Annotated in this window: 16 protein-coding genes; 10 read left to right on the top strand and 6 right to left on the bottom strand. The window is 69.9% G+C overall.

Translation table 11 applies throughout. The features are described 5' to 3' along the window. Positions 1-62 precede the first annotated feature (62 nt). The 3 genes from MYMAC_RS25365 to MYMAC_RS25355 all read right to left on the bottom strand — a co-directional run bounded on the left by MYMAC_RS25365 (position 63) and on the right by MYMAC_RS25355 (position 2,634). Positions 63-551, bottom strand: a complete 489-nt coding sequence (locus tag MYMAC_RS25365; protein ID WP_157757552.1) for a serine/threonine protein kinase — start codon at positions 549-551, stop codon at positions 63-65. A gap of 11 nt (positions 552-562) precedes the next feature. Continuing rightward, positions 563-1,510 carry a DUF2381 family protein gene (locus MYMAC_RS25360; protein WP_013941701.1) on the bottom strand — a complete coding sequence of 316 codons (948 nt, stop codon included), beginning with the start codon at positions 1,508-1,510 and terminating at the stop codon, positions 563-565. Between the two features lie 365 nt (positions 1,511-1,875). After that, positions 1,876-2,634, bottom strand: a complete 759-nt coding sequence (locus MYMAC_RS25355; RefSeq protein WP_095959962.1) for a DUF6209 family protein — start codon at positions 2,632-2,634, stop codon at positions 1,876-1,878. 243 nt (positions 2,635-2,877) lie between these two features. Between MYMAC_RS25355 and cheB the strand changes: the two genes are divergently transcribed. From cheB to MYMAC_RS25325, 7 genes are all read left to right on the top strand, one after another. After that, entirely contained in the window at positions 2,878-3,936 is a 1,059-nt protein-coding gene (gene cheB, locus MYMAC_RS25350) for a chemotaxis-specific protein-glutamate methyltransferase CheB (protein WP_095959961.1), read from the top strand. 6 nt (positions 3,937-3,942) lie between these two features. Next, entirely contained in the window at positions 3,943-5,427 is a 1,485-nt protein-coding gene (locus MYMAC_RS25345) for a CheR family methyltransferase (protein ID WP_095959960.1), read from the top strand. Between the two features lie 86 nt (positions 5,428-5,513). Beyond that, on the top strand, positions 5,514-6,347 hold the full coding sequence (locus MYMAC_RS25340) for a tetratricopeptide repeat protein (RefSeq protein ID WP_095959959.1): 834 nt from the start codon (positions 5,514-5,516) through the stop codon (positions 6,345-6,347). Then, positions 6,344-6,478, top strand: a complete 135-nt coding sequence (locus tag MYMAC_RS38425) for a hypothetical protein (protein WP_013941696.1) — start codon at positions 6,344-6,346, stop codon at positions 6,476-6,478. The genes MYMAC_RS25340 and MYMAC_RS38425 overlap by 4 nt, the downstream gene beginning before the upstream one ends. Positions 6,479-6,550: 72 nt before the next feature. Beyond that, a complete protein-coding gene (locus MYMAC_RS25335; RefSeq protein ID WP_095959958.1) occupies positions 6,551-7,489 on the top strand; it encodes a metallophosphoesterase family protein in 939 nt (312 codons plus the stop codon). Between the two features lie 109 nt (positions 7,490-7,598). Further along, the gene (gene rpmE / locus MYMAC_RS25330; protein ID WP_013941694.1) at positions 7,599-7,820 is read left to right on the top strand and encodes a 50S ribosomal protein L31; all 222 of its coding nucleotides are present in this window, start codon (positions 7,599-7,601) and stop codon (positions 7,818-7,820) included. Between the two features lie 217 nt (positions 7,821-8,037). Next, the gene (locus tag MYMAC_RS25325) at positions 8,038-8,922 is read left to right on the top strand and encodes a DNA-methyltransferase (RefSeq protein ID WP_013941693.1); all 885 of its coding nucleotides are present in this window, start codon (positions 8,038-8,040) and stop codon (positions 8,920-8,922) included. Positions 8,923-8,941: 19 nt separating this feature from the next. On the opposite strand, the gene MYMAC_RS25320 is transcribed toward MYMAC_RS25325, so the two are convergent. Beyond that, positions 8,942-10,696: a M1 family metallopeptidase gene (locus MYMAC_RS25320; protein ID WP_013941692.1), complete on the bottom strand. Its 1,755-nt coding sequence runs from the start codon at positions 10,694-10,696 to the stop codon at positions 8,942-8,944. Between the two features lie 127 nt (positions 10,697-10,823). Here MYMAC_RS25320 and MYMAC_RS25315 point away from each other — a divergent pair, with 127 nt between their 5' ends. Next, positions 10,824-13,202: a 3-hydroxyacyl-CoA dehydrogenase/enoyl-CoA hydratase family protein gene (locus tag MYMAC_RS25315; protein ID WP_095959957.1), complete on the top strand. Its 2,379-nt coding sequence runs from the start codon at positions 10,824-10,826 to the stop codon at positions 13,200-13,202. A 79-nt stretch (positions 13,203-13,281) separates the two neighbouring features. Beyond that, on the top strand, positions 13,282-14,454 hold the full coding sequence (locus MYMAC_RS25310) for a thiolase family protein (RefSeq protein WP_095959956.1): 1,173 nt from the start codon (positions 13,282-13,284) through the stop codon (positions 14,452-14,454). Between the two features lie 89 nt (positions 14,455-14,543). Here the strand turns inward: MYMAC_RS25310 and MYMAC_RS25305 are convergent, their stop codons facing one another. Beyond that, on the bottom strand, positions 14,544-16,478 hold the full coding sequence (locus MYMAC_RS25305) for a MutS-related protein (RefSeq protein ID WP_095959955.1): 1,935 nt from the start codon (positions 16,476-16,478) through the stop codon (positions 14,544-14,546). 71 nt (positions 16,479-16,549) lie between these two features. Between MYMAC_RS25305 and MYMAC_RS25300 the strand changes: the two genes are divergently transcribed. After that, positions 16,550-17,290, top strand: coding sequence for a hypothetical protein (locus tag MYMAC_RS25300; RefSeq protein ID WP_239989008.1), 741 nt, complete (start codon positions 16,550-16,552; stop codon positions 17,288-17,290). A gap of 15 nt (positions 17,291-17,305) precedes the next feature. On the opposite strand, the gene MYMAC_RS25295 is transcribed toward MYMAC_RS25300, so the two are convergent. Continuing rightward, positions 17,306-19,009, bottom strand: a complete 1,704-nt coding sequence (locus tag MYMAC_RS25295) for a HEAT repeat domain-containing protein (protein ID WP_239989007.1) — start codon at positions 19,007-19,009, stop codon at positions 17,306-17,308. Positions 19,010-19,084 lie beyond the last annotated feature (75 nt).

The raw sequence follows: 19,084 nt of genomic DNA, 5'->3' as shown, positions 1-19,084 counted from the left end.
GCTCAGGCCTCGAATCGCGTGGAGCAGCGGCACCGCGGCACGTGGTGCGCCGCGCGAGCAAGTCACCGGTACGCATCGACGATGAATGCGGCTGCGACAGAGCCGGCGAGGATCGCGGTTCCAGGCCTGGACTCGGGCAGCTTCCTCATCTGGTCATAGCCGAGCCGCGCCACCGCGCAGATGGGAACTTTTTCTCCGTTCGGAGACTGCGCCTCGAAGTACCTGATGACGACCTGTGGCCCGCTCGTCCAGACCTGCCCGTACAAGCGGCTCGTCGCGCCGAGCGGACCGAACTCCTCCCTCGTGACACTCTCAATCGGTCCGTCGTAGAGCGTGAGGCGTCGGCTCTCGGTTTGGTTCGCGTCGAGATCCACCAGCACGCTGTCGCCAACGCGCAGCCCCATGTAGCGAAGCGCCTTCTTTGATTCTTCCGGGCACTCCTGCGGACCTGGACTGCCGTCGGGGCGTAGCGTGACGCTGCTTCCTGTGCAGCCGGTCGACGTAGCGAGCAGGACGATGGAACTGAACAGGAGGGCTTTGGGCGGCGGCATGAACGGCACTTCTACTTCTGGACGAGGGTACGTTCCAACTTCACGAACACTTGGAGGAGGCCGTCTCCGCGGAAGATCTGGAGTGCGAGATCGGCGAGTTGCCCGTCGTCCGTCAGGAAGGCGCTCTTGTCCGCGACGACCGCGATTCGTCCTGTCTCCCCCGGGACAATCGTGGCTCGGTCCACGCGAAGCGCGAAGGGGCGGGCCGTGGCGTGGGTGAAGTCACGGGTCAGGTACGCACCGTCAAATTCCCATGGCCCACCGTAGTAGGTGTTCTTCAAGGTGACGAGCGCTGCCGCTTTGCCGGGGCCCGCGAAGACTTCGACGACCATGTCCATGTCCTCATTCTTCGGCCGGTAAACGAACCTGCGGCGAAAGGGTGTCTTCTTCCGCTGTCCGTTCACGAGAAGCGTCGCGTAGGCGTGGTCGACGGAATTCTCTTCCTTGCGGTATCGCTCATTCTCTTCAGCAAGCGTGTCGTTCTTCTTGAGCGCGTCCATCAGCGCCGCGTGCATGGACGCATGACTTCCCCGGTCTTTGAACACGTCGACCTGTTGGTCGAGTATCGGCGGCCACCCTCCGTCCCTCTTGCTCCACGGTGGTTTTACGAGGAACGGGATTTCGGTCCCATCCGCCAGCGTCACGACCAGTGGAATTCCTTCGTCCCTGTCGAGGTCGTGGATAGGTTCAAGAATCACCTTGTTCCGAACCACCGCCAGCGGCTCGAGTCGGCCCTCCCAACCGATCATCTTCGTCTTGCTCGCGTCGATCATCTGCTCGAACCGCAGTGTCGTGACGATCCGCCCCTTCACATAGATGGAGTGGGTGCCATTGCTCGGGTGCTCGGAGAGCATGATTGGGCGCACGGTGGGCTGGTCGCGCTCATGACGGGCCTGCGCGACTGACGAGGCCGCAAGGACAGCAATCAGTCCGTACCGGAAAAGTGGGAGCGTCCGCATCGTCCAGCCAACCTACCAAGGTGGGCTTGAGCGTAGCAACCTTCCCACGCCCCCTCGGTAGGGGCCGGTCATCCGAGGCGCCAGCGTCAGGCGCGGGAATCCGTCAGCGCACGCCGCGAGGGACCGTATGCGGAAGACCGGGCCGCATGCGCCTGCGGGGTGGCTCGCGGCGATACACGCGGAACGGGAGACGCGGACCCGAGGAGAGTCAGGGCGATAGCGTTCAACGAGAGCAAGCCGAGCAATCACAACGGATTGCTCGGCGCTTTCGCCGAGTACACGCGAACGGCCGCGTTGCGGAGGCAGGCGGCGTCGTCAGCCCGCCCCACGCAGGTGGCGCTCACATGCGCCCCGGCAGGCCCGGCTCACTCCACGGCGAAGTGGTAGTTGGCGCCGTAGTCGCTGTCGTAGCGCACGCAGGAGCTGCGGTCCGTGTTGCGGAACCACAGCTCCAGGTGGCGGGCGCCGGCCGGCGCGGTGATGGCCGTCGGCACGGACGTGCCGGAGCCGGTGACAGCCGTCTCCTGGATGGGGCCGTTGTCGAAGCGGTACTGCGCGACAATGGCCCAGGCCGGGCCGTTGTAGGTCGCGCGGCACTCGGGCAGGCGGTTCACGTCGTAGTTGATGATGAAGGGCTCGCCGGCGCGCAGCGTGCCCGCCACGGCCTCATCCCAGTTCGCGTTGAAGGAGAGCGTCGGCGCGCCGATGGGGAAGTGGTAGTTGTTCCCGTGGTTGGAGTCCCAGGCCTGACAGCCCTGGCTCGAGATGTCGAACCACATCACCAGGGCGCCGCTCAACCCCGCGGGGAGATGCAGGGTGCGCTGGGTGGGGTTGTTGTTCGGCTCGTGGCCGGCCACCCAGAAGCTCACCACCGGGCCGCGGTTCACCTGGACGTGGCCGGTGATGGTCCAGGTCGGGTCGCCCGAGGACGTGGTGCCCCGGCACTGCGGCAGGCGGCTGGTGTCGTAGTTGACCACCACCTGTCCGCCCGCGGGAATCAGCTCCACCGACGGCGTCTCGTTCCAAGAGCCATCGAAGGTGATGGCGACGGGGGTGGTCTGCGCCGCGGCCGTGGAGGCCGCCAGCACCAGCGGCAGGAGGGAGGGGAGAAATCGCCGGACCAAGATGCGCTCCTTTCGAGCGGAAGAAAGTCGGGACGCCGCTATCCCGCCCCCGCGCATCAGGTCAATGATTTCCCCGCTTGTGCGTGTAGTCGGGATAGGGGCCCTATCGCGGGTGTGGGCCGCTCCATCACCCAGGGCGGCCCCGTGCGCCAGGACCTGGTGGATGTGGCGCGGCGACGGCTGGGCTCACAGGCCCCTGCATTGGCTATACTCCCGGGCTCGCGCACGGGGTATGGACAGGGCATGGGCAAGAAAGTGTCGGTGCTGGTGGTCGATGACTCCCTCATCTGCCGACAGCTCATCTGCGAGGCGCTGAGCAAGGACCCCGATATCGAAGTCGTGGGCACCTGCGCGGACGGCAAGCAGGCCGTGGAGATGACCCGGGAGCTGCGTCCCCACGTCATCACCATGGACGTGGACATGCCCGTCATGGACGGGCTCACCGCCACCGAGCACATCATGGCGGAGTGCCCCACGCCCATCCTGGTGCTCACGGCGGACCCGCGCTCGCAGGCGCCGGAGCTGACCTACCGCGCGCTGGAGCTGGGGGCGCTGGCCCTTCAAATCAAGCCCGCCATCGACGCCGGGCCGGACGCGTGGAACCTCGTGCGCGAAATCCGGCTGCTGTCCTCGGTGCGCGTCATCCGCCACCTGCGCCGGCCCCAGCGCGGCCCGCTGCTGCCGCCCCGGGTGGCCACGTCGGTGCTTCCAGCGGTGTCCATGGGCGTGGTGGTGGTGGCGGCGAGCACGGGCGGGCCCCAGGTCCTCTTCAAGATGCTGTCGGAGCTGCCCGCGGACTTCCCGGCGCCCATCGTCATCGTCCAGCACATCAACGCCGCCTTCGCGGAGTCCCTGGCGGGGTGGCTGGCCGGGGCCAGCAAGCTGAAGGTGCGGCTGGCCCAGGACGGAGAGCCGCTGATGCCGGGGCACGTGCTCATCGCTCCGCCGGGGCAGCACACCGTCATCCCCTTCCGGGGACGCGTGGGGCTCAAGCCGGGCGTGGAGCGGGACGGGCACATGCCGTCCGGCACCATGCTGCTGGAGAGCGCGGCGCGGACCTATGGCCGGCGCGCGGTGGGCCTGGTGCTGACGGGCATGGGCGCGGACGGGGCGGACGGCCTGCTGGCCATCAAGCAGGCGGGCGGGCTGGCGGTGGCGCAGAACGAGGAGTCCTGCGTGGTGTTCGGCATGCCGGGCGCGGCGGTGGAGCGCAAGGCGGTGGACCACCTCATCCACGGTGACGAGGTCGCGGCGACGTTGGTGCGGCTGGCCCGGGGAGAGTCCCTCGCCGTGGGGCGCTGAGCCCGGGTGGCGGACGGCGCGCCATGGTCCGGAGTGCGCGCCTTCCTGTCGGCGCGGACGGGGATGGCCCTCAGCGGCCCCCAGGTCCGCCGGCTGGATGAGCGGCTGGCCGCGCGCAGCCAGGGCCTCACGCCGCACCAGTACCTGATGTTCCTCCAGTCCCCGTCGGGCGTGACGGACCTGGAGGACCTCATCGCCGCGGTGGTGGTGAACAAGACGGACCTCTTCCGCGACGAGGTCCAGCTCACCGCGTTCCGCGCGCAGGTCCTCTCGCCGCTGGTGGCCAGGACGCGGCGGCCCTTGCGCGTCTGGAGCGCGGGGTGCTCCACGGGCGAGGAGGTGGCGACGCTGCTCGTCCTGCTCGCGGACGCGGGGGCGGATCCAGAGAGCACGGTGTTGGGGACGGACATCGCCGGGGACGCGCTGCGCCGCGCGCAGTGGCTGGCCTTCAGCCGGGAGCAGTTGCGCCGCGTCCCGGACGAGCTGCGCTCCCGGTACTTCGTCCGGTCCGGCTCGCGGGAGGCCCTGGCGCCCGCGCTGCGGGAGCGCGCGAGCTTCCAGTGCCACAACCTGATGGAGACGCCCTATCCGGTGGCGCCCGGGGGCGGCGGCTTCGACGTCATCTTCTGCCGCAACGTCCTCATCTACTTCACCGCGGAGGCGTTCCACCGCACGGTGGAGGCGCTCGCCGGGAGCCTGGCGCCCGGCGGGGTGCTCGTCTTGTCCGCGTCCGAGCCGCTGCTGCGCGTGCCGCCGTCGCTGCGGGTGCACCGCGGCGAGCAGGCCTTCTTCTACGTCCGGTCGGAGGAAGCGGGGGCGGTGCCTCCTTCGCCGAACGGCGAGGCGGCTGTCACGAACGGGCGGCGTACCGAGGGGCGCGTCGCGGCGTCGTCTCCGGCGCGTCCTCAGCGGGCCCCGGCAGTGGGTGGCGAGGCCGCCATGATTCGAGAGGGCCGCTCGGGCGAGGCCGCCCGGCCAGCGCCTGTCCGAGCGGGGGCCAGCGGGGCCGAGGCCAGCGGGCTTCCGACGCGGGGGGCCGCGCGTGGCGGCGCGAACGTGCCGGGTTCCCATGGAATGGAGGCCAGCCCGCTCTCAGCGGCAGTGAGTCCATCCCCAGACGGCCTGGACGCAGACGCCCTCGGCGCGCCAGCGGCCTCCTCGCCGGGCCCGGAGTCCCACGCCGAGGCCGACCTCCTCTTCGCCTGCGTCCTGGACGGCGCCGCCTCCGGTGTCTCCGACGCCGTGGCCGAGCGCGACCTGCGCCACTGCCTGGCGTTGGACCCGGACCACGCGGCCGCCCGGTACCTGCTCGGGCTGCTCTTGGAGCAGTGCCAGCGCCCCGCCGACGCGGCTGCCGAGTACCGCCGGGCCTTCCAGTCCCTGGAGTCGGGCCGGGCACGGCCGGTGGCCTTCTTCCTCAACGCCGAGCGGCTGCGCGTCGCCTGCGCGCACGCTGCCGAGCGGCTGGAGTTTTCCGGCCGGAGGCGGTGAGGGACCAGCCGGGCGGCCCCGGCGGGAGCCCTGGCGAGCGAGAGAAGTCCGGACGGGCAGGGCGTTTGGTCCTAAGATGCCCCCCGATGCGACGCCTGGCGCTGATATCCCTGCTGGTCCTCCCTGGTTGCTTCTATCCCGCTGACCGCGGCCGCGCCCTCGAGGCGAAGGTCGACCGGCTCGGCACCGACACGACGCGGATTCAGTCGGAGCTGAAGGAGACGCGCGAGCAGCTCGCCGCCACGCTCCCGAAAATCGACGAGAAGGTCGCCGAGGTCACCAAGGCCCTCAAGGGGCTGGACACCGCGTCGCGCCGCAAGGACGCGGACATCGGCATCCAGTTCCAGAAGACGGTGGAGGACCTCGCCCAGCTCCGCGGCCAGGTGGAGACGTACCTCCACAAAATCACCGAGCTGGAGGCGGCGCTGGCCGCGCAGGACCAGAAGCTGGTGGCCATGCAGGGCGAGGCCGCGCTGAAGGAGGCCGAGGCCAAGAAGAAGGCCGAGGAGCTCAAGCGCCCCACGGACAAGAAGGAGTTCCTCGCGCTCGCCAACCAGAAGGCCAAGGCCGGCGACCTGCTCCTGGCGCGCCAGCTCTTCAATGAGTTCATGAAGAAGTGGCCCAAGGACGGGCTGGTGGGGGACGCCCACTTCGGCCTGGGTGAGACGTACTTCTCCGAGTCGAAGTGCCGCGAGGCCCTCTTCGAGTACGGCAAGGTGCTGCAGGACTTCCCCAAGGCGGCCTCCGCGCCGGAGTCGTACCTGCGCTCGTCGGACTGCTTCGCCCGGTTGAAGATGAAGGAGGAGTCGCGGCTGGCGCTGGAGGAGCTCATCAAGAGCTACCCGAAGTCCGCCGAGGCGAAGACGGCCAAGGCGCGCATCGCCGAGATGGACAAGAAGGCGAAGAAGGCCAAGAAGTGAGCCCGCGTCCGCTGAAGCTGGCCGCGCTGGCGCTGCTGCTCCTGCTGCCCCTGGTGGCGGGGGCGGCCCCCAGGCAGCTCGTCCTGCTCTTCACGGGAGACAATGGGGGCGAAGTCGCCCCCTGTGGTTGAAGGCACAACCCCGCTGGCGGTCTGGCCAGGCGAAAAGTCGCGATTGAGAAGGAGCGCGAGCAGGGCGCACCCGTGCTCGTGCTGGACGCCGGCAATGCGCTCTTCAAGAGCCGGGACAGCGCGCAGGCGCCGGATGCCCGCGCGCGCGCGGAGCTCATCCTGTCGCAGATGGACGCGCAGGGCACCGCGGCCATGGCGGTGGGCACGCGCGACCTCGGGCTGGGCGTGGGCTTTCTCAAGCGGCAGACGCGGAAGGCGAAGCTGAAGCTCCTGTCGGCGAACCTCGCGGACGCGAAGGGCAAGCGGCTCTTCCCGGCCTCCCTGGTGACGACGGTGGGCGGCGTGAAGGTGGGCGTGGTGGGCGTCTCGCCCGTCACGGCGAAGCCGGTGCCCGTGGGGCGGGCCGCTCCGGGGCAGGCCCAGGAGGTGGTGCAGGGGCTCCCCGTGCAACCCGCCGTGGCCGCCGAGGCGAAGCGCCTGCGGGAGACGTCCAAGGTGGACCTGGTGGTGGTGCTCGCGGCGCTGCCCCGCGACGAGGCGCTCAAGCTGGCCGACCAGGCGGAGGGCGTGGACTTCGTGGTGCAGTCCCACGAGGGCCGGGGGCCGGGCATGGCCCAGCAGCAGGCCCTGGCCACCGTGATTCCCCCGGGGGCCCGGGGCCGCGAGCTGGCGAAGCTGGTGCTCCAACTGGACGGCAAGGGCCGCTTCGCCGACGCCGGCGTCCAGGAGCGGACGCGGCAGCAGCTCCGCCTGCTCGAAGGCAACCTCGCCCGGGCCAAGACGCGGCTGGCGGGCACCCAGGACGCCAGGGAGCGGCAGGCCCTGGAGACGACGGTCGCCAGCCTGGAGGCCAACCGCGCGGCCTATGAGAAGACGCTGGGCGGCGGCGCAACCTCGGGCGGGCGCACGCATCTATTGTCGTACATCCAGCTCGGCGGTGACGTCCCGGCGGATCCGGCCGTCCAGAAGCAGGTGGAACGCGTCGAGCCCCCCGGCTCGGCGGCCCATTGAGCCGTGCTGGCCTTGTGAAGCGGTCCAAGCGCCATTATAAGCGCCGACCATCCCTCAGCGCCGGACCTCCCACCCCAGGGGGTGGGGGCAAGGCATACTGGAGCGTGCCATGAAGTCTGAAATCCATCCCGTCTATCCGCCGTCCCGCGTGACGTGCATGTGCGGCAACGTCGTGGAGACGAAGTCCACCCGCGGCTCGTTCTCGGTGGAAATCTGCTCGCAGTGCCACCCCTTCTTCACGGGCAAGTACAAGCTCGTGGACACGGCCGGCCGCATCGACCGCTTCCGCAAGAAGTACGGCGCGTCGCCGACGTCCGCCAAGAAGGAGTAGCGCCGCGGGGGCGCTTCACGGGCCCCGGTACAGTCCAGGCAGTTCCCGACGAGCAGGGTGCCGGAGACCTCCAGAGGTCCTCCCGCCCTGCTCGCGGTGCTTCTACGGCCTGAATCACCCGTCAAGTTTCAGGGTGCTACAGGCCAGAAATTAGACGTAGCACCGAAGCGACCGCACAGTCCGCCGCGTCCACGACGAAGAGTCCGACGGAGGCGAGATGTCCGCGCACGCTGCTGCAGCCCCTTCCCTGAAAGTCGTCCGCCGCTCGCTGAGCGAGAGCGTCTACAAGAAAGGGGAGGCCTATACGCTGCTGCACGGCGACAGCCTGGAGCTGATGTCGCAGTTCGAGCCCCAGACGTTCGACATGATCTTCGCCGACCCGCCGTACTTCCTCTCCAACGGCGGCACCACCTGCAAGGGCGGCAAGCGCGTCTCGGTGGCCAAGGGCGGCTGGGACGTGTCGCGCGGTGTGGAGGAGGACCACAAGTTCACCACCGAGTGGCTCGCGGCCTGCCAGCGCCTGCTCAAGCCCACCGGCACGCTGTGGGTGAGCGGCACGCAGCACGTCATCTTCAACGCCGGCTTCGCGATGCAGAAGCTCGGCTACAAGCTGCTCAACACCGTCACCTGGTTCAAGCCCAACGCGAGCCCCAACCTGGCGTGCCGCTACTTCACGCACTCTACGGAGCTGCTCATCTGGGCCTCGCCGAAGTCCGGCGGCAAGCTGCAGCACACGTTCAACTACGCGCGGATGAAGGCGGAGAACGGCGGCAAGCAGATGCGCGACGCCTGGGCGCTGCCGCCCTCCGGTGACGCGGAGCTGACGGCGGACGGCGAGGGCCGGATGTGGACGCTCACCGTCCCGCGCGGCGGCGAGGAGAAGGCCTTCGGCAGCCACCCCACGCAGAAGCCGGTGGCGCTGCTGGAGCGCATCCTGGAGGCGAGCTGCCCTCCGGACGCGCTGGTGCTGGACCCCTTCAACGGCAGCGGCACCACGGGCGTGGCGGCCCTCAAGCTGGGCCACCGCTACGTGGGCATCGACCTGGACGAGCAGTACCTCGCCCTGGCGGAGAAGCGCCTGAGCGCGGCGGCGTCGAGGTAGTCCCCCGCGCGCCCGTGCCTCAGGCGCGCGAGAGGATGAGCTCCACGCCCTGCCGGGCGATGGGGTGGTAGCGCTCCCCGTGCTTCTTGAAGAGCGTGCGCGCCAGGCTCCGGTGCGCGTGCGACGCGGAGAGCACCGAGTACAGCGGCTTGAGGTACTTCATCCGGCCCACCTCGCCCAGGAACACCTCGGTGCGGGACACGGCCGGCTCCCAGTCCGCGCGCAGCGCCGCCACCAGCCACGCCACCAGCACCTCCGAGTTGCGGCTCTGGGTGAGGCTGAAGCGCGCGTCGAGCTGCTGGATGACGTCCCGTGGGACTTCCCTGGGCAGTGACTCCAGGTAGAGCTGCCACTCGGCCGGCGTCCAATCCTTCGCCTGCTCCAGCGTGGGCACCTTGCCCCGCAGCGCGTCCATGGCCTCCAGCCGCAGGGAGCGCGGTGACGGCGCCCCGGGAGGCACGCCGGGCCGGTGCAGGTACGCCTCCGCGTCCACCTTCGTCAGCACGCCGGGCAGCTCCTTCTCCGCGAACGCGACGAACTCCTCGGTGGTGAGCGCGCGGAAGCGGTAGGTGGCCAGGTAGCGGCGGAGGAACTCGTCGAAGGCGGGCCGCCCGGCCGCGTCCTCCATGGCGCGCAGCAGCAGGTAGCCCTTCTCGTAGGGAATCTGGGAGAAGGCCTCGTCCGGGTCCACGCCGGCCAGGTGCGTGCGCAGCGACGTGAGCTGCGGGTGCGCGCGGAAGTGCTGCAGCGCGGAGTCCAGCGCGCGGCGGCCCAGCGCGCCGTGCAGGGCGGAGACCTCCGGGCCCTCCAGCGCCTCCAGGATGCGGCGCTCGGCGAAGACGGTGAAGCCCTCGTTGAGCCAGAAGTGCTCCGCCGAGGCGTTCGTCACCAGGTTGCCCGTCCACGAGTGCGCCAGCTCGTGCGCCACCACATTCACCAGGCTCTTGTCCCCGGTGATGAGCGTGGGCGTGAGGAACGTCAGCCGCGGGTTCTCCATGCCGCCGTAGGGGAAGGAGGGCGGCATGGTGAGCAGATCGAAGCGCTCCCAGTCATAGGGCCCGAAGAGCGACTCGGCGGCGCGCAGCATGTCGTCCACGCCGGAGAACTCCGCCGCCGCGTCCTCCAGCAGCTCCGGCTCCGCCCACACCCGCGAGCGCGGCCCCAGCTCCTTGGGCGCCAGGCTGCCCACCGCGAAGGCGAGCAGGTAGGGCGGCACCGGCTGGGGCATCTCGTAGTGCTCCTCCGCCTCCACGCCCAGCTCCTCGCGCCGCAGGAAGCTGGCCGCCATCACCGCCTTGAGCGCCTTGGGAATCCGCAGCGCCGCCGTGTAGCGGATGCGGATGCGCGGCGTGTCCTGCAGCGGCACCACGCTCCGCGCGTGGATGGCCTGGCACTGGCTATAGAGGAAGGGGTGCTGCCCCCCGGCCGTCTGGGCGGGCGTCAGCCACTGGAGCGCGCTGGCGTGTGGCGCCGTGCGGTAGCGCACCGTGAACTGCCTCAAGCCCGGCGGCAGCTCGATGCGCAGCCGGCTGCCCAGAATCGGCTCGGAAGGGGAGAGGATGTAGGGCAAGGGACGACCCGCGGCGTCCACGACGTCACGGATTTCCAAATCCCGGGTATCCAGGTCCAAGGGGCCCGCGGAGGCCTCCTTGAGGGTGTGGGTCACCTCCGCGTGGAGCCGCTGCGTCTTGAAATCGACGCGGGCCCTCCAGTCCAGGGTTTCCGTCTCAGGCTGCGTGCTGTCGTTGTACGAGTGCGGGTCGAGGCGAGCCATGGAGGGCCGGTTTCTAGTCCGGCTGTCCTCTGGTGGCGAGCGCCCTGGCCGTCCGATCCGATTGACTTTCGGGTCAATCGCCTACATTTGTGCAATCCCCTCCTTCCCAACAGGGAGCCTTTTCCACATGACGACGCGGATCCGCAAAGTGGCTGTGCTGGGCGCCGGAGTAATGGGCAGCGGCATCGCCGCGCACCTGGCCAACTCGGGCGTGCGCGCGCTCCTCCTGGACATCGTTCCGCCCAAGGCCGCGCCGGGCGAGGACACCTCCTCGAAGGCGTTTCGCAACAAGTTCGCCCAGGGCGCGCTGGCCAACCTGCGCAAGCAGAAGCCCAGCCCCATCGTCTCTGGTGAGGTCCTCACCAACATCGAGGTGGGCAACTTCGAGGATGACCTGGCGCGCGTCGCCGAGTGCGACTGGGTGGTGGAGGTGGTGAAGGAGGACCTGAAGATCAAGCAGGACCTCTTCGCCAAGGTGGAGAAGCTGGTCCGCCCGGGCACCATCGTGTCGTCCAACACCTCCGGCATGTCGATTGTCGGGATGACGGAGGGCCGCGGCGCGGAGTTCAAGAAGAACTTCCTCGTCACGCACTTCTTCAACCCGGTCCGCTACATGAAGCTCCTGGAGCTGGTGGCCGGCAAGGAGACGTCCCCGGAGGTGCTCAAGACGCTGCACCGCTTCGGCGAAGAGGTGCTGGGCAAGGGCATCGTCTACGGCAAGGACACCACCAACTTCATCGCGAACCGCATCGGCGTGTACGGGATGATGCGGACCATCGCGTCCATGGACAAGGCGGAGCTGTCCATCGAAGAGGTGGACAAGATCTTCGGCCCGGCCATGGGCCGTCCCAAGTCCGCCGTCTTCCGCACCGCGGACATCGTGGGCCTGGACACGTTCACCCACGTGGCGAAGAACTGCTACGACACGCTGACGCACGACGAAGAGCGTGACGTGTTCGCCAGCCCGGCGTTCCTCCAGAAGATGGTGGAGAAGAACATGCTGGGCGACAAGAGCGGCGGCGGCTTCTACAAGAAGCAGGGCAAGGAGATCCTCGCGCTCGACCTGAAGTCGCTGGAGTACCGGCCGCAGGCCAAGGTCCGCTACGAGTCGCTGGGCGCGGCGCGGGACATCGAGAACGTGCGTGAGCGCGTGGCCTCGGTGATGAACGCCGAGGACAAGGCGGGCAAGTTCGCCGAGGGCGTCACGCTGGACGTGCTGGCCTACACCAGCCGCCGCATCCCGGAGATCGCCGACGACGTGGTCAACGTGGACCGCGGCGTGCGCTGGGGCTTCGGGTGGGACCTGGGTCCCTTCGAGGTCTGGGACGCCTACGGCGTGAAGAAGGGCGTGGAGCGGATGAAGGCCCTGGGCCTGAAGCCGGCCGCGTGGGTGGAGGAGATGCTGGCCGCCGGCCGCGAGTCCTTCTACGGCGTGGCGGACGGCAAGGACACGTACTGGGACATCCCGTCCAGGTCCGTGAAGGTGGTGCCGGAGAACGCCCGCACGCAGCGCGTGGAGTACCTCAAGCGCGGCAACAAGAAGATCGCCGGCAACGACGGCGCCACGCTGTGGGACATGGGCGACGGCGCGACGCTGCTGGAGTTCCACACCAAGATGAACTCCATCGATGACCAGATCATCGAGATGATGAACACCGCGCTGGACGAGACGGAGAAGAACCACAAGGGCCTCGTCATCGGGAACGACGGCTCCAACTTCTCCGCGGGCGCGAACATCGTGGCGCTGCTGTGGGCGGCCAAGAGCGGCGAGTTCGACTCCATCCGCAAGCTGGTGACGGGCTTCCAGGCGGTGAATCAGCGCATGCGCTACAGCCCGGTGCCGGTGGTGACGGCGCCCTTCAACCTCACGCTCGGCGGCGGCGCCGAGGTGACGATGGGCGGCAACGCCATCCAGGCCAGCGCCGAGCTGTACATGGGCCTGGTGGAGGTGGGCGTGGGCCTCATCCCGGGCGGCGGCGGCAACATGCAGCTCCTCCGCAACGTGTACGGCCCCTTCGGCACGGACAAGGACTTCGACTTCTTCCCGTTCCTGAAGAAGATCTTCCTCGCCATCGGCATGGCGAAGGTCGCCACCAGCGCCGAGGAGGCCCGGGAGATTGGCTTCCTGTCGCAGGCGGACGGCATCAGCGCCAACCGGGACTTCCTGCTCTCCGACGCGAAGGCCCGCGTGCTGGGCATGGCGGACGCCGGCTTCAAGGCGCCCCGGCCCTCGCGCTTCCGCCTGCCGGGTGTCAACGGCGCGGCCACCATCGACATGATGCTCTACGACATGGAGCTCAACGGCCAGGTGAGCGCGCACGACCGGAAGATCGCCCAGAAGCTGGCGACCGTGCTCACGGGTGGCAACACCAGCCCGTCGGTGCTCGTGACGGAAGAGCGGCTGCTGGAGCTGGAGGCGGAGGCCTTCCTGAGCCTGTGCGGCGAGGAGAAGACCCAGGACCGCCTGCAGCACATGATTGAGAAGGGCAAGCCGCTGCGGAACTGACGGCCGGCCAGTATCCATAGGCTACTGAAACTGAGATTCGCTGAATGCCCGGGTGCTCCCCGGGCGAGGAGACATCACAATGGCTGGTCGAGTCGTGATTGCCAGCGCGGTCCGCACGCCCTTCACCCGCGCCCACAAGGGAGAGTTCAAGGACACCCGGCCGGATACCCTGGCCGCCGTCGCCATCAAGGAGGCCGTCGCCCAGGTCCCCGGCCTGAAGCCGGAGGACATCGGTGACGTCGTCCTGGGCTGTGCCATGCCGGAGGCCGAGCAGGGCATGAACGTGGCCCGCGTGGCCACGCTGCTGGCGGGCCTGCCCGTCACGGTGCCCGCGATGACCATCAACCGGTTCTGTTCCTCCGGTTCGCAGTCCATCGCCCAGGTGGCCCAGGCCATCCAGGCGGGGATGTACGACGTGGGCATCGGTGGTGGCACCGAGTCCATGACGATGGTCCCCATGGGCGGCAACAAGGCGAGCGCCAACCCCGAGGTGATGGAGCGCCTGCCGGAGGTCTACACCTCCATGGGCGCCACCGCGGAGAACATCGCCACGCGCTACAGCGTGTCGCGCGAGGACGCGGACAAGTTCGCCGCGGAGAGCCAGCGCCGCGCCGCCACCGCGCGCGAGCAGGGCAAGTTCAAGGAGGAGATCGTCCCCGTCACCACGACGTACTACGACGATGACGGCGTGGCGCAGAACGTCACCGTGTCCGTGGACACCATCCTCCGTCCGGAGACGACGGTGGAGGGCCTGGCCAAGCTGCGCCCGGCCTTCAACCCCAAGGGCGTGGTGACGGCCGGCAACGCGTCCCCGCTGACGGACGGCGCCGCCGCCGCGGTGGTGATGAGCGAGGCCAAGGCGAAGGAGCTGGGCGTCAAGCCGCTGGGCTACTTCATCGACGCCGCGGTGGCGGGCGTGCCGCCGGAGGTCATGGGCATTGGCCCGGTCCCCGCGGTCCGCAAGCTGCTGGAGAAGAACAAGCTCAAGGTCGAGGACATCGACGTCTTCGAGCTGAACGAGGCCTTCGCGGCGCAGGCCCTGCACTGCGTGCGCGAGCTGGGCATCCCGCTGGACAAGGTGAACCCCAACGGCGGCGCCATCGCCCTGGGGCACCCGCTGGGCGTCTCCGGCGCGCGCATGGTGGCCACCATCCTGCGCGAGCTGAAGCGCCGCAACGGCCGCTACGGTGTCGTCTCCATGTGCATCGGCGGCGGCATGGGCTTCGCGGCCCTCATCGAGGCGGCGAAGTAGTCACCGCCCCGGCGTGCGTTCCTGATTCAAACGCGGGCCCTGGGGGAAACCCCGGGGCCCGTGTCGTTGGTGCGCCCACGGCCTGGGGCTCAGCGCGCGGCGTCGGACGCGTCCGGGTCGTCCACCGGCACGCCGGCCAGGCGCAGCACGCGCAGCGCGTTGGTGGTGTCCACCACGCCCTGGCGCAGCCGGTAGTCGAACACCATCTTCCCGGCCTCCAGGTGGTCCCGGAAGTGGACGTTGACCACGTGCGCCCCGGGCTCGTCCGCGAGCACCGCCAGGGACAAGTCGTGCGTCGTCACCGCGCCGATGGCGCCGGTGCCCAGCAGCAGCCGGAGGACTTCACGCGAGGCAATCTGCCGCTCGCGGGTGTTCGTCCCCAGGAGGATTTCGTCCAGGAGGAAGAGCGCCTGGCCGCGCGCCGCCTGCGCCGCGTCCAGCACCGCCTTGATGCGCTGCACCTCCGCGTAGAAGTAGGAGACGCCGCGCTCCAGCGAGTCCTTCACCCGCATGCTGGTGAGCGTCTGGAGCGGGGACAGGCGGAAGGACCTCGCGTTCACCGGCGCGCCGGCCAGCGCCAGCACCACGTTGGCGCCCACCGCGCGCATCAGCGTCGTCTTGCCGCTCATGTTGGAGCCGGTGATGAGCAGCGCGTGCCGGGGGCCGGGCAGGGACACGTCGTTGGGCACCGGCGCGTCCAGCAGCGGGTGGCCCAGCGCCGTGGCCTCCACACACGGGCCGGTGGTGGCCATGGCGGGCCACGCGAAGTCCGGCCGGTCATGCGCGAGCCCGGCGACGCAGGACAGGGCCTCCAGCTCGGCCAGGGCCTCGAACCACTGGCGAAGCTGCTTGCCGTGGGCCGCGCGCCAGCGCTCCAGCGCGAAGTGCGCGTGGATGTCCCAGAGCGTGAGCCAGTGAACCAGCGGGTGGAACTGGTGGCGCTTGAACTCGATGAAGGAGAACAGCCGGCTGAAGCGCTTGAAGTGCGCGGACACCGGCGGCTGGCCGGGCTGCTGGAGGCCGGACTGGAGCGACTTGAGGCGCGGGTGCTCGAAGCGCTGGGCCTCCACGCGCTCGAAGAGGGGGGCGTAGCGCACGAAGCCGCGCTCACCCGCCTCCACGCCTTCATCCATCGCCTTCAGCGGGCGCCGGGTGAGGACGGCCACGGCGAGCTGCGCGGCCAGGCCCAGCCAGAAGGTGGACGCCGGGACGAGCTCGAGCTTGCCCAGGACGTAGAGCGTCAGCGTCACCAGCGGCAGCACCACCGCCACCGGCCGGGCCCAGCGGATGGCGTCGAGCTGCGGGCCCAGCTCCGCCCACTGGATGAACTGCGCCGGGTCCGCCTTCTCGCGCGAGGCGTCCCGCGCGTCCACGCAGAGGTCCTGACGGAAGCCGATGTTCTGCGCCAGCTCGCGCGCGGCGCCTTGTCTGGCTTCGACCTCCTGGGCGGACGCGGGGGCGGAGAGCCACGCCGCCAGCCGTTCTTCACCGGCGCGGGTGGCCGTCTCGTTGAGGAGCTGGAAGAGGCTGCCCTGGCCGAAGACATCCAGGTCCGGGGTGTACAGGTGACTGGGGGACAGGAAGCGCTCACCGCGCTCGGTGAAGTCGTGCCAGCCAGGGCCCAGCCGCGCCAGGCCGCGCTCGTTGAGCGTGACGTACAGCTTCGCCCGGGCCTCGCGGCGGAAGACCTGGTGGTGGAGCACCGCGAGCACGCCGTAGAGCACCACCGCGGCGGCGCTGGCCCACCACCACACCTTGGGCAGACGCCCCGCCAGCACGAAGCCCGCGACGCCGGCCGCGGCCAGGAAGGCGAGTGTTCGTAAATTGGCGTAGCGGGCGCTCACGCGGTCCAGCGCGGTCAGGTCCGCCTGCGCGGCGGCGCGGCGCTCGGTGTACGTACGATGCGGGGATGGGGGCTCGGCGGTGGCGGACACGATGGGCACGCATGCTGCGGTCGCGCGGCGTCCAGGGCAAGCGGCAGCTGCAATGGCGTGACGCCGGGTCGACTTCCAGCCCCGATTCATGTCAGCCCCGGCGCGTAGATTTGTCCTCGTCGGCGTTCACGAGGGGGGCACCGGAATGAGCACGTCAGTCATTGATTGGCGACGACGTGCCCCACGGGCCCTCGCAGAACCCCCACAAGCTGGATTGGCGCGAGGAGGTGGCCGCGCTGGGGCGGATGGGGGTGCCGGTGTATGGCGTGCAAGCCCTGGCGCGCCGCCACGCGACGGCCTTCTACAAGGAGCTGGCGGAGAAGTCGGGCGGCTTCCACCTGAGCCTGGACCAGTTCGCCCACGTCACGGACCTGCTGCTGGCCGTCTGCTACAAGCAGTCCTCGGACGCGCAGCTCCAATCGTTTGAGCAGGAAGTGGCGCGCGAGGGCCGCATGAGCCGCGGCCTCAACGTGATGTTCAGCACCATGCTCCAGCGCACGGCGCCGCCGCTCTACGGCGAGGCGGACCTGCGCGCGGTGCCGCCGGGCCGCTTCCAGGTGCTGGACGTGGACAAGGCGCAGCCCATCAAGGACTTCGTGCAGGAGCACGGCCTGCGCTTCAAGACGGGCCGGGGCTTCTACGCGTTCACCAAGACGGAGACCATCCAGGGCGGGAAGGAGGTGGTGCTCATGGACCGCAAGACGGGCGACCTCTACAGCGGGGAGCGGGCCCGGGAGCTGCTCGGGCTGCCGCCCGGGGAGACGGTGCGCATCCGGCCCGCCAGCCTGGAGAAGTACGCCGTCTTCGTGCAGAGCACGTCGGCCAACCGGAAGCTGATGGGCGGCTCGAAGTTCCTCTACGAGGTCGAGGACTGGGAGGGCGCCCGGCCCGCCGCGGCGTAGCGTGCGCCCGGCGCGTCAGTCCCCGTTCCCTGGGGCCGTGTCGGGGCGCTCGGCCTGGACGCAGAACAGCGCCCGGGGTGTGTCCGTGCCGGTGAGCACGTCCCGGGCCAGCTCCAGGCGGAAGCGGTGGGGGGCGTCTCCGTCTCCAGCGGTGGGCGGCATGGGGGCCACGGTGAAGGCCGTGCGTCGTTCGGGCGCGTCCTCGGCCTGGAGGTGGAGCTGGTCTCCGGTGACGGTGTAGTGGAGGGCGTGGAGCTGGCCGTGGGCGTCCAGGTGCTCCAGGTGGCCGCCTTCGTAGAAGTACACGCGGTCGGTGGCGGGGTGTTGGGCGGGGGACGCGAGCCACTCGGCCACGCACTGTCCCGTGCCCGCCGGGTCGAAGAGGGGCCGCTCGGCTGGCGCGCCGGGATTGCCCGAGGCCTGCCGTGGGTCGAGCGCCGTGGCGAGCTCGCGCAAGACCTCCGGGTCGCGCTCGGTGGCTTGATGCTCGCGCAGGGCTTGATGGGCCTCCGCTCTGGTGTCGCGGCCCAGCGTGCGCACCGCCATCCGTCTGACCTCGGGCGCCGCGTCCTGGAGCGCCAGGTGCAAGGCCCGGGCACCTTCCCGCCGGCCGCTCTCGGCCAGGGCCAGGGCAATGGCCATCCGGACCTCCGCGTCCGGGTCTTCACGCAGGCGCTCCAGCAGCAGGCGCGTCGCGTCTCGCGGCGCGGTGGCGAGGGTCCAGGCGGAGACGGCGGCACGCCGGATGCGGGGGGCCGGGTCCAGCAGTTGCCCACGGAGGGCCGCCCAGGCCTCGGGGCTCCCGAGGTGGCTCAGCGCCGTGATGAGGTCTACCCGTTCGTCCTCGGCTCGCGTCCGGGCCAGCAGCTCCAGCAGGGTGGGGGTGCTACCGGCGCAGCGGATGTATCCGGTGGCGAAGATGGCGCTCCTGCGGAGCGACGGCGACGGTGCTTCCAGGAGGCGCGCGATGTCGGCGCACGCGCTGGTGTCTCGTCTCAGGACGAGCGCCTGGAGCGCCAGCTCCTGGACCTGCGCCGTGGCCGAGGAGAGCAGCGGAACGAAGACGCTGGTGGGCACCCGAACGCGCCGGCTCAGCGCGCGGAGGGCTTCGACGCGCACGTCCTCCGCGCCATCCGTGAGCGCCTGGAGGAGGAGCCCGTCCGTCTCCTCTTCGGTTTGCCGCGCGAGCAGCGAGATGGCCGCGCTTCGCGTGGTGGCGGTAGGGGAGGCAAGGCCCTGACGGGCCAGGGCCACGGCATCGGGGAGCCGCAGCCGTTGCGCGGTGATGAGCGCGAGCAATTGCTCGGATGTTGACGCATGGCCGAAGCGCTCGAGGAGCAACGCGCTCGTGGTCGCCGGGTCCATCCGCGCGAGCGCGTCCATGACCGCGTGCTGCACGGAGGCGTCGGCGTCGTCCAGGGCTACCAGGAGGGCCTGCCAGTCCGCCTCGTCCCGCGAGTGCGTCAGTGCCCCCGCAGCCATGGCTCGCACCTCCGCCGCGTCATCACGAAGCGCGAGCCGGGCCAGCGCACGGGCTTCCGGCGTCTCCAGCTCCCGGAGTCCTCGCAGCGCGGTGCGCTTCTCCGGAGGGGTGCCCGACTGAAGGAGCTGCCCGGCGACCTGCGTGAAGTCCGTGCGCGCGAGCAGCGCGTCGAAGTCGTCCCGAGTGCTCCGGGTCGCCTTCGTGGCCACCCATCGCAGCAGCTCCGATGTCGACAAGGGTGCGCTCATTCCATCCCCGTCATGCCAGGTGCATGGAGGGTTCCAGTGACATCCCGGGCCCCGTTCATATGT

The organism is Corallococcus macrosporus DSM 14697 (assembly GCF_002305895.1).
In the GTDB taxonomy this organism is placed as follows: domain Bacteria; phylum Myxococcota; class Myxococcia; order Myxococcales; family Myxococcaceae; genus Myxococcus; species Myxococcus macrosporus.
This window is presented reverse-complemented; position numbering and strand designations above follow the sequence as displayed.

Coding starts and splice junctions, on each gene's coding strand:
- MYMAC_RS25365 (WP_157757552.1), bottom strand. CDS start 551: ATGCCGCCGCCCAAAGCCCTCCTGTTCAGTTCCATCGTCCTGCTCGCT.
- MYMAC_RS25360 (WP_013941701.1), bottom strand. CDS start 1,510: ATGCGGACGCTCCCACTTTTCCGGTACGGACTGATTGCTGTCCTTGCG.
- cheB (WP_095959961.1), top strand. CDS start 2,878: ATGGGCAAGAAAGTGTCGGTGCTGGTGGTCGATGACTCCCTCATCTGC.
- MYMAC_RS25340 (WP_095959959.1), top strand. CDS start 5,514: ATGCGACGCCTGGCGCTGATATCCCTGCTGGTCCTCCCTGGTTGCTTC.
- rpmE (WP_013941694.1), top strand. CDS start 7,599: ATGAAGTCTGAAATCCATCCCGTCTATCCGCCGTCCCGCGTGACGTGC.
- MYMAC_RS25325 (WP_013941693.1), top strand. CDS start 8,038: ATGTCCGCGCACGCTGCTGCAGCCCCTTCCCTGAAAGTCGTCCGCCGC.
- MYMAC_RS25320 (WP_013941692.1), bottom strand. CDS start 10,696: ATGGCTCGCCTCGACCCGCACTCGTACAACGACAGCACGCAGCCTGAG.
- MYMAC_RS25315 (WP_095959957.1), top strand. CDS start 10,824: ATGACGACGCGGATCCGCAAAGTGGCTGTGCTGGGCGCCGGAGTAATG.
- MYMAC_RS25310 (WP_095959956.1), top strand. CDS start 13,282: ATGGCTGGTCGAGTCGTGATTGCCAGCGCGGTCCGCACGCCCTTCACC.
- MYMAC_RS25305 (WP_095959955.1), bottom strand. CDS start 16,478: ATGAATCGGGGCTGGAAGTCGACCCGGCGTCACGCCATTGCAGCTGCC.